The 9,338-nt window shown below is 72.4% G+C and carries 6 protein-coding genes; 1 reads left to right on the forward strand and 5 read right to left on the reverse strand.

Going from position 1 to position 9,338, the window contains the following annotated elements; genetic code table 11:
- From B9S61_RS04195 to B9S61_RS04215, 5 genes are all read right to left on the reverse strand, one after another.
- Positions 1–2,747 (reverse strand): DUF5682 family protein (locus B9S61_RS04195; protein ID WP_103540978.1); only part of this gene is annotated, 2,747 nt, incomplete at its 3' end.
- Entirely contained in the window at positions 2,744–3,868 is a 1,125-nt protein-coding gene (locus B9S61_RS04200) for an AAA family ATPase (RefSeq protein ID WP_103540979.1), read from the reverse strand. The genes B9S61_RS04200 and B9S61_RS04195, both read right to left, overlap by 4 nt.
- 100 nt (positions 3,869–3,968) lie before the next feature.
- A complete protein-coding gene (locus B9S61_RS04205; protein WP_103540980.1) occupies positions 3,969–5,396 on the reverse strand; it encodes a VWA domain-containing protein in 1,428 nt (475 codons plus the stop codon).
- On the reverse strand, positions 5,393–6,817 hold the full coding sequence (locus tag B9S61_RS04210) for a hypothetical protein (protein ID WP_258039537.1): 1,425 nt from the start codon (positions 6,815–6,817) through the stop codon (positions 5,393–5,395). The genes B9S61_RS04205 and B9S61_RS04210 overlap by 4 nt, the downstream gene beginning before the upstream one ends.
- Entirely contained in the window at positions 6,787–7,305 is a 519-nt protein-coding gene (locus tag B9S61_RS04215) for a hypothetical protein (RefSeq protein WP_181007230.1), read from the reverse strand. Before B9S61_RS04215 ends, B9S61_RS04210 begins: the two co-directional genes overlap by 31 nt.
- A 250-nt stretch (positions 7,306–7,555) precedes the next feature.
- On the opposite strand from B9S61_RS04215, the gene B9S61_RS04220 reads away from it, so the two are divergent.
- The gene (locus B9S61_RS04220) at positions 7,556–9,172 is read left to right on the forward strand and encodes a phosphodiester glycosidase family protein (RefSeq protein WP_103540982.1); all 1,617 of its coding nucleotides are present in this window, start codon (positions 7,556–7,558) and stop codon (positions 9,170–9,172) included.
- Positions 9,173–9,338 lie beyond the last annotated feature (166 nt).

Raw genomic sequence — 9,338 nt, forward strand, 5'->3', positions numbered from 1 at the left:
ACGCCGGGCCGCGTCCAGCCTCCGTCGCAGCCGAGCAGCCCCGCGACCGCGTCGCACGCCTCCGGGTGTGCGGCGAGCAACGCGACGCCGGTCGGTCCCGCTGTCGCGAGGTGCGCCCGGGCGGCGGCGAAGGGATCCGTCTCCGGCGTCCGCCACGGCGGTATCCACGCGTCCAGCGCCGCCAGCCGGCCCGGGAAGATCCGCCCAGCCTCACGGATCAGCAGCGGCGCGAGATCCGCCGCCCCCGCACGCAGCGTCGTGATCAGCAGCGGCAGCCACGGCAGCAGCACCGTGTCCGGCAGCCGCCCGAACGCGTTCGACACCGCCTCCACGACCACGTCCGCGAGCCCCGGCACCGGCTCCAGCGCGTGCACGAAACCGCTCAGATAGCGCGGGTAGGCGGGCACCACCAGCGGATTGTCCAGCAACGCGTCGCACCGCTCACGCAGCTCCGCCCGGGACAGGGTGCCGAGCTGCACCTGTGCGGCCCACAGCAGCGCCGTCTTCGCCGGGTCGTCCGGATGCGACTGGGCGACCGCGAGCTCCAGCTGCGTCCGGTCGCAGCCCAGCGACAGGGCGAGGCTCTCCATGCTGAACAGGAAGCCGAGCATCGCCGCGACCTGTCCCACCGTCGCGTCCTCGTCCCGGAACGCCGTCGGCAGCAGCGTGCAGTAGTGCGCGTATCCCGTCTTGACGAAGGACTCGATCCAGGCCGGCAGCACCGGCTCCTCGGTGCGGTAGTACGCCAGCAGCGCACGCGCCCGGCGCAGCACCTCCGGCGCCCCGTCGACACTGCGCTCGGCCGCCAGCACCTTCAGCGCGTGCGTACCGAGCTCGTCGGCGAGGCGACGGCCGCGCAGGAACAACAGGGTGTCCTCGACCGCCGCCAGCACCGTCGCCGTGGTCGCCTGCGGCCCGTACGCGTCGCACCGCAGCCGCTGCTCCAGCACCTGCTCGAGGCTGACGCCGTCGTAGCCGAGCTCGATGAGGGCCCGCTGGTGGGTACCGAGGGCCAGGTCCCAGGACTCCTGGATCGACCGCTCACCCAGTCGCCGCTCACCCATGACGGTCCGCGCCGCGCCGTGCGGCATCAGCCGCCGCAGCATCCACAGGACGTCCGAGCAGGCCTCGAGTTCCGGCCGGGACGTCATGTCCAGCAGAGCCCGCTTCACACCCCGCTGCTGCAGCGGCAGGCCCAGCGGTTCCAGCCGGTCGTACACATCGCGGGCGAGCGGCGGCAGCGCCTCGTAGCCCACCTGCCCGGTCCGGTCGCCGCCCATCATGATCTCGACGAGCCGCCGCACGTCCCGCCGCCCGGGAACGCTGTCCTTCTCGATGCAGGTGACCGCCGCGTCCTGGAAGTCGTACGGCGTCGGCTTGGCCCGGTCCCGCATCCCGGCGAGCAGGATCGACGTCTCGAACACGGCGATGGCGTCCGCCGTGGAGGCGAGGTAGCCGCCCCGCCGGGCCGCCCGCACGATCTCCACCGACCAGCCCAGCAGTTCGGCCTCGTCCAGACCGTCGAGCACGGGCGGCCGGCGCAGGAACCCGGACAGCTCGTCCCCGGCGGCCGTGGACGGCGGAGCCGGGACGGCCGGGGCGACGGCCGCCTTCTTCTTCCCGGACTTCTTCGTCCCCGCCTGGCCCTCCAGCCGGTACGGTTTCACCCGCGTCCGCTTCAGGCTCTTCGCCCACTCCGTCGCCGCGATCGACACCGAGCCCGCCGCCAGGCCGAACTGCGCCTCGATGGCCGCGTGACTGGACGGGATCAGTCCGTACTGCCAGCCGGTGGCGGTGCGCGGCGAGATCGTGAACGTGCCGGAGCCGCCCCGCACGCCGAACTCCTCGACGCGGCTGGCCGCGTGGAACGCGCCGCACACGTACAGACAGTCCTCCGGGTCCGTGCCGGTCGCCGACAGATGCTCGCGCATCCGCGTCCACATGTACCGTTCGCGGTCCTCGTCGACCCGCACCCGGGCGCCGTCGCCGGGGGCGAGCCGCCGGAACAGGCTGCCGATGAGGAACATGACCTGGCGGTACGTGTCATGGCCGGCGGCGCCGTCGCCGAGCGGCACCTCGACGTACTGGTGCCACCACTCCGACCAGTGCCGCACCCTGCCGTGGCGCAGCAGGTGCTCCTCCAGCTCGGCGAAACGCGGCCGCAGGTCGCCGATCTCGACCCCGACGGCCTCGCCGTGCAGCGCCGCCTCCGCCCCGTCCGGCGGCTCGGTCTCCCCGGATGCCTGCTCGCCCCGGCTGTCCCACTGGAAGACGTGGTCCGAGGACCGGTCGACCAGGACCAGCTCCACCCCCGGCGTGTCCAGGGCGTACGCGATCGCCTGGTACTCGGCCGACGCCTCCGTGATCGGCGCGACCACCGACAGCGGCGCCCACTCCTGGGGGAAACCGTCGATGTCCCCGGCGAACGCCTGCACCGCCACCGGCAGCCGGCAGTTGCGCAGCTCGGTCAGCAGCGGTGCCATGTCCTCGCACAGCTCCAGGTACACGACCTTCGGCTGCTTCTCCCGCAGCCGCCGGGCCATGGCGAGCGCGGAGGCGGGGGAGTGGTGGCAGACGGGGAAGATCTCCAGCGGCTCGCGCATCGCGCGGTCGACGTCGTCGACCATGCCGAGCAGGATGCCCTCCAGGGCGTCCTGTCCGCCCGCGAACGTGGCCGCCGCATCCTGGAGCTGACCGCGCAGCGCGGCGAACGACGTGCTCTCCGTGCTCTGCTGGGGCCCGCTCATGACAGGGTGGCGATCGCGTCGCGGCCGCCCTCCAGGAACTCCGGCCAGGAGCCGCCCTCCTCCTTGCTGCGCGGCTCGACGACCCCGTGCAGGTACTTGTTGAGAATGGCCAGGTCCTCGGGTTCGCGCCGGGTCAGGGAGCCGACCAGCGAGGAGGCGAGGGTGCGGGCGGTGAGGGCGCGCTCGCCGAAGAAGTTGCTGTGCAGGACGGCGTCCTCCAGCACACCGATCTGCTCGGCCGTCGACAGCGCCGACTCCAGCTTCTCGTCGTCGCTGCCGGCCGCCGAGGCGGAGGCGCGCAGGTCGGCGAAGCTCTGCAGCAGCACGTCGAGCAGGGTCGGCGGCACGTCCAGCTCGATGGAGTGCCGGCGCAGCAGTTCCTCGGTGCGGAAGCGGACGATCTCCGCCTCGCTCTTCTTGTTCGTCACCACCGGGATGCGGACGAAGTTGAAGCGGCGCTTGAGCGCGGACGACAGGTCGTTGACCCCCCGGTCGCGGCTGTTGGCCGTGGCGATGATCGAGAAACCGGGCTTGGCGAACACGATGTTGTCGTCGCCGCCCCCGCTCTCCAGCTCGGGAACGGAGATGTACTTCTCGGAGAGGATCGAGATCAGCGCGTCCTGCACATCGCTGGTGGACCGGGTCAGCTCCTCGAACCGGCCGATGGCGCCGCCCTCCATCGCCGTCATGATCGGCGAGGGGATCATCGACTCCCGCGACTGCCCCTTGGCGATGACCATCGAGACGTTCCACGAGTACTTGATGTGGTCCTCGGTGGTACCGGCCGTACCCTGCACCACCAGCGTGGAGTTGCGGCAGATCGCGGCCGACAGCAGCTCGGCCAGCCAGCTCTTGCCCGTGCCGGGGTCGCCGATGAGCAGCAGACCGCGGTCGGAGGCGAGCGTGACGATGGAGCGCTCGACGAAGCTGCGGTCACCGAACCACTTCTGCGTCACCTGCCGGTCCAGTCCGTCGGCCCGCTCGGAGCCGAGGATGAACAGCCGGACCATCTTCGGGGACAGCCGCCACGAGAACGGCTTGGGGCTGTCGTCGATCGATTCCAGCCAGTCGAGCTCCTCGGCGAACTTGATCTCGGCGGGCGCGCGCAGCAGGTCGGACATGAGAGAAGAGCCTTTCGTACGGTGATCGAGGAGAGACGATCGAGGGGAGACGGACGACGAGAGACGGACGACGAGAGACGTGGGACGCTGCCCGCGCCGATCACGTGAGGAACGTCTTGAGCTCGTGCACGAGCTTCTTGATGTGGCCGGAGATCACCGGCGTACCGAGGTCCTTGAACCGCTCCCGGAACCACGGGTTGACGCTGCCGCGGCCCCCGCTGGACACCGAGCCCACCGGAATGAACTTCGCGCCCGAGCGGTGAATGGCCGCCATGCTGTCGAACAGCTCGTCCGTGCGCCATTCGTAGAAGTCGGAGATCCACACCACCACCGTGTTGCGCGGCTCGGCGATCTTCGGCTGGGCGAGCGCCATGGCGACCGTGCCGTCGGTGCCACCGCCGAGCTTGGTGCGCAGCAGCGTCTCGAACGGGTCGTGTGACCACGGCGTGAGGTCCAGCGCCTGGGTGTCGTACGCGATCAGGTGGACGTCGACCTTCGGCAGCCCGGCGAAGATGGACGCCAGGATGGTGCAGTTGACCATCGAGTCGACCATGGAACCCGACTGGTCCACGACCACGATCAGCCGCTGCGGTGTCGTCTTGCGGCTGGTGTGCCGGTAGTAGAGGCGGTCGACGTAGAGCCGCTCCTCCTCAGGACTCCAGTTGGTGAGGTTCTTCCAGATGGTGCGGTCCAGGTCGAGGTTGCGGAAGACCCGCTTGGGCGGGACGGACCGGTCGATGTCGCCGACCGTGGCCTTCTCCACCTGGCTCCGCAGCACCTGGGAGACCTCGTCGACATAACGCCGGATCAGCGCCTTGGCGTTCGCCAGGGCCACCCCCGAGAGGTTGTCCTTGTCCCGCAGCAACTGCTCGATCAGGGACATGCTCGGAGTCAGCCGCGATGCCAGCGCCGGGTCGGCCAGCACCTCGCGCAGCCGCATCCGCTTGACGAGACCGGCCTCGATCGAGCCCAGCTCCGGCCCGATCTCCGGAACCAGCCGGCCGAGGTCCGGCGTGCGTCCGCCACCCCCCGTACCGGTGGGACTGACGCCCCCTCCACCGCCCGTCCGCTGAACGCCGCCGCCCTGCCCGCCGCGCAGTTCACCGGGCCGGCAGCCCAGCGCCCGCTCCAGCCAGCCCGCGTCGGACTGCCAGCGGGCCAGCTGTTCGGCGGTGACGGCCCCGGAGCCGGAGGCGAACACGTTCAGCAGCACCTTCGACGCGAGCGCAGCGCGCCGCACCTCCGCCGCCCGGTCACGCGTGCCGTCCTCGTCCGGTTCGGGCGTCATCAGCCCGTCGAACTCCGGCGCCAGCTCCGGATGCCGCTGCACCACGGAATCGACCGACGCCCCCGGGTCGAGCAGCGCGGACGGCAGACCGATGTCCTCCACCACGGCAAGGCTCGCCGACTCCAGCGAGGCCTGCTCCTCGGGATCGAAGAGCCGGGCCAGCAGCCGCCAGTACAGCACCTGCCGCCGGTTCTCGTCCGCTTCGGGGGCCGGTGCCCCTCCGGTACTCTCCTCGCTCATTTCCGCAGCAGCCTTCCGGCACGTTCGCGCAGCACGGTGACGGCGTCGGTGGCCGCCTTCTCGGCCCGCACGCCGGCCTTGTCGGTCGTACCCCCGGCCCACGCCCCGGCGTGCACGGCGACGGCCTTCTTCCGCACGGTCCGCTCGACGGCGAGCGGCTGGAGCAGGAACTCCCCGGCGTCCCAGCGCAGCAGCCCGACACACGCACCGGACGAGGCGATGACCTCCGGGGTCAGCGGACCGGCGGCCGGAACCCGGCCGACGTCCACGGCGAGCCGCTGCCCGGCGATCAGGAAGGCCGTCCCGTCGTCGCCCTCCTCCACCGCGTACCCCTCCACCAGCACGGGCACGGCGATCCGCACCGGATGCCGGTCCAGGGGCGCGGCCGGAGCGGCGGCCGCGGCGGGCAACGCCACCCGCGCGGCGGCGAAGACCTCGGCGGGCTCACCCGTCCGGGCCCGGGCGTCGTCCCAGACCAGATCGCCCTCGGCGGTGACGGGCATCGCGTCCACTTCCACGGCACGCCCCTCACCCACGGCGGCCAGCAGGGACATGTGCGGCCGGAGCAGCTGCCACAGCCCGGCCCCGACGACGGTGTCGGGCTTCGGCGCGGACACACTGGCCCGCACCAGCCGCGCCGGGCCCCCGTCCGCCGGCTCGAACACGGCATGGACCTGCGCCTGTACGGCGGTGGCGTGCTCCTGGACGTCCACGCCGAGCGGCAGCAGCCGGCCGGTCACCTCCCCGACGGCCGGGGCGGAAGCCGCGCCGGGCAGGGTCAGCAGCACGGCGCGCGACCACAGGTCCGCCCACCGGCGCACCGGAACGTGCTCCAGGGCCGCCCCGGGGCAGGAGGCGGCGAGTTCGGCGGCGAAGCCGTCGAGCAGCGCGGCCAGACGGCGCATACCCGGCTCGGGCAGCATCGCGGACACCACGGGCGCCGCGCCGGCGACCAGTTCGTGGTCGATTCCGCGCCACCCGGCCCGCGCCAGATCGCACAGCCAACTGCGGGCGGCGATCAGCAGGTTGGCCGTCGGCTCCTGGGTGCCGGGCCGGTCGGTACCGCTCTCCTCCGGGCGGGGCCGCCCGACGGCCTCCCCGACCCGCGCGACGAGCGCGTCGTGCACGGAACCGAGCAGGGCGGTGCGCGCGGCGGCGAGCGCCACGAAGTGATCCTCACCGGCCGCACCGGCAGCGGTCTTCTCGGCCGCTTCGGCGACCCGCCCGGCCAGTGGCGACCCGGCGACCGCGTCGGCCAGTCCGGCGAGCCCGACGGCCTGTGCCGGCCGCGGGCGCAGCAGCCCGTCGACGAGTGCCCCGTCGAAACCGTCCACGGCGGCGAGCGCCTCGTCGAGCCCGTCGACGACGTCGGTCAGCAGATCGGCACGCATCAGGCCACCGCCCTCGTCGTGGGGAACCACTGCATCTCCGGCAGCGGAGCGGTGGCCGGCGCGTACTCGAGATAGGCCAGATGCCGCAGGAACCGGCTGAACACCTGGGCCGCGGCCGAACTGTCCCCCTGGGCGGGCCGCGTGGAGTACATGGCGTTGAACACGGAGTACCCGCTCGGGTCCTCGCCGGTGGGTTCGGCCTTCAGATACCGGGTCACCCGCTCGACGCCGTACTGCAGCACGGCCTCGTCGACCAGCGCGCGTATGTGGTTGCAGAAGCTGCCCCGCGCCCCGCCGCACGGCCGGTTGTTGTTGGTGCTGCACGCGAAGGCGTACGTCCCCGCCTCGACCGACGACACGTACACCCGCCCGATGTCCGACCCACTGGACACCACGCCCTGCAACCTCCCGTCCGCCAGCTCGGCGAACGGCACCTTGGCGAGCTTCCGCGGCCGCGCGGACGGCACCACCCGCACCGTGCTCGACCTCTCCCAGACGGACAACGCACCATCTCCCATGCATGCGAAAAGGGATGCCCTCGCCGGACCGGCGGGACGGAAACGAATCTACCGACGACCACTGACAACGCCGCCCGGTCGCGGGCCGGGTCTCCGCCGGGCGTTCTTGACGTGCGGCGGAACCGGTCGATACTTGTCCACCGTGCGTCAAGTGACTGTTCGTGTCCCTGTCAGCACGGGGTGAGAGCGTGAACGCATGTTCCCACCGGGATGCCGTTCCCTCAGATCCCCATCCCTCCAGGCGGTACAGATGAAGAAGAGAGTGTGCGGGGCGGGTGCCGTCCTCGGCGCGCTCCTCGCGATGACCGGACTGCCGGCCCCCGCATCGGCCGACACCCGGACCGGGAGACCCGCGGCCCTGCCCCTGGGCCCCTCCGGCCTGACCGAGACCCGGACCACGAGAACCCTGCAGCCAGGCCTGACACTCACCCGTATCGTGCGCGGCGTCCAGGACCCGGCACACCACTGGACCGTCGAGGCCTCCATCCCCGGCGGGGACACCTCCCCCGACCCCGACGCACCCCCCACCACCCTCAAGGACCGGGCCAGCGCCGAGGAACTGGCCACCGAACTGCGGAGCGGCGGTTTCCGGGCGCGGGTGGAGCAGGTGACCACACCGGGGACGGCCGACTACGCCGGAGGCACGCTCGGCTGGCGGGTCCGCATCGGCTCCTTCGGCGACCAGTCCGCCGCGACCGCGGAACGCACCCGTCTCAGGGCGGCCGGCTTCACCGGAGCGGTCACCTTCACCGGCTGGGACGGCGGGACCACCGACCGCGGCCCGTGGCGCATCGACGTCCTCACCCTCGACCCCCGCGTGTTCCGCGGCACCCTCGACGCCTCCCACGGCCCGGACCTGGAGAACCGCGAGGCCACCAGCGCACTCGCGAACGCCGCCGGCGCCACCGCGGCGGTCAACGCCGGCTTCTTCGTCCTCGACCCCCGCTCCGGCGCCCCCGGCGACCCGGCCGGCGTGGGCGTGTACGACGGCCGCCTGCTGAGCGAACCGGTGAGCGGCCGCCCCGGTCTGGTCGTCCACGACAACGGCCGCCGGACGCAGATCACCCGCCTCACCTGGCAGGGGCAGGTCACCGCACGGGGCACCACCCTCCCTCTGCACGGCGTCAACCGCGTACCGGGCCTGATCAGGAACTGCGGCGGCAGCGCGGGCGACACTCCGACCGCGCTCCCTCTCCACGACGTGACCTGCACCAACCCCGACCAACTCGTCGCCTTCACAACCGACTACGGCGCCGGCACACCGCAGGGTGAGGGCACGGAAGCCGTACTGGACGCCCACGACCGGGTCGTCGAACTGCGCTCCCCGCGTGGCGGCTCCCTCCCGGCCGGCGGCAGCTCAGTCCAGGCGACCGGCCGATACGTCACCGACCTCACCGCCCTCGCCCGCCCCGGCGACCGCCTGCGCATCACAACCACCCTGCGGGACGCCGAAGGACGCCGGATCACGCCGTCCCGCGACACGGACATCGTCAACGCCGGCCCCGAACTGGTCCGTGACGGGCGGCTGCACGTCACCCCCGCCACCGACGGCATGGTGCACCCCGGCGATCCGAGCTGGTACTACGGCTGGGTGCACAAGCGCAATCCGCGTACCCTGGCCGGAGTCGACGCGTCCGGCCGGACGGTCCTCGTCACCGCCGACGGCCGCAGCACCGACTCTCTCGGACTCGGCATCACCGAGAGCGCGAAGGTCGCCCGAGCGCTCGGCCTGCGCGACGCGGTCAACCTCGACGGCGGCGGCTCCACGACGATGGTGGCGAACGGTACCGTGATCAACGCACCGTCCGACGCGGCGGGCGAACGCCCGGTCGGAGACGCCCTGCTGATCCTTCCCCGCAGGAACTGACCGCCGGGTACGCCCAGCCACCCACGCCGATGCAGCACTCGTCCAGGGAGCCGCCGTGCACGTGCCCGTGACCACCGTCCCGAACGGCAGAAGCCGCTTTCTCCTCGTCCTCGCGCTGCTGCTGGCCGTCCTCACCCCGACCGTCCCCGCGCTGGCCGGCGCGGAC

This window comes from Streptomyces sp. SM1 (assembly GCF_002910825.1).
Lineage (GTDB): Bacteria > Actinomycetota > Actinomycetes > Streptomycetales > Streptomycetaceae > Streptomyces > Streptomyces okerensis.